General features: G+C 38.8%; 1 protein-coding gene. It reads left to right on the plus strand.

All coding sequences use genetic code 11. The features are described from left to right. Positions 1 to 112 precede the first annotated feature (112 nt). Positions 113 to 1,320: ISL3 family transposase (locus tag AC25Y5_RS18905; protein ID WP_488141645.1), on the plus strand; the 1,208-nt coding region annotated here is incomplete at its 3' end.

A 1,320-nucleotide genomic window follows, 5' to 3' on the forward strand; every position in this document is an offset into this window, starting at 1 on the left:
GGTTCTATAATATTTGTTGGGGTATCCATACAATTTAATCGAAAAAAATGCACGTAATCACCGATTCTTTTATACTTGAATTGTCGAGAAACAAGTCAAAGAAAGGTGATACGTGCATATGAATTTTAACATGAATATTCCAGGATTAAAAGATGTAGTGATTGAAAAGATAGAGGAAGTTGGGGAACGAACCGCACTTCATGTTTCACTTCCAAAAAAACCGCATAAATGCCCTAGCTGCGGTGAGATGACAACTAAAGTCCATGACTATCGTATGCAAAAGATTAAGCATTTGAAATGGTTCGAACGCTTAACTGTTCTCTTCTATAAACGTCGTCGCTATGCTTGCGCATGCGGAAAACGCTTTTCAGAGAAATCCCCTTTCGTGGAAAAATATCAGCGCTACACAAAAGAATGGAATCAAGTGGTGCGTATTCGTTCAGTTAAAGCAAAAACCTTTAAAGAAGCAGGAGAAGTACTAGGTACATCTAGTTCGACCGTGATTCGCCGTTTTAAAGAGGTGGCGAAAGACCATATCGCAAGCGGAGTTCGTTTGCCAAAAATCATTGCCATTGATGAATATAAAGGTGACACCGATGCTGGAACGTACCAACTGATTATCGCAAATGCGGAAACGCATGAACCCATTGATATCTTACCAAATCGTAGAAAAGATACGATTAAAGATTATCTATACCAACATGGGACGGACGTTGAAATAGTAGTGATGGACATGAACCCAAGCTTTAAATCAGCGGTGAAGCAGGCATTAGGACGCCCTTTGATTATCGCGGATCGCTTTCATTATTGTCGTTATATTTACTGGGCAATTGATGAAGTACGACGGAAGGTACAAAAAGAATGGCATGCGTATGACCGCAAGAAATGTAAACGAATGCGCCATGTGCTCTATAAGCGAAGTGAGAAATTAACAGAGAAACACCGATGGTATTTAGATCGATATCTAGGGATGTCTGAAGAGTTGAAGAAGGCGTATGAACTAAAAGAGGCTTATTGTGAATGGTTTGACTGGGCCAAAACAACAGAAGATGTGGCAGAAGTGAAAAGACGATTAGAAGCCTTTTACCGTAAGGTAGAAGAAGCTGCTATCCCCGCATTTTTAAAGGCAATTAGAACATTTAAAAATTGGCAAGTTGAGATATTAAATAGTTTTAGCTTCAAGTATTCAAATGGCTTTTTAGAGGGTATCAATAACAAAACAAAAGTGATGAAGCGGAACGCGTATGGTTTTAGGCGCTTCGATCACTTTAAAGCAAAGATATTATTGAACATTAAGTATAAAGAAATCGGGGTTCATTT

The sequence above is a fragment of the Sporosarcina sp. Y1011 genome (genome assembly GCF_057669885.1).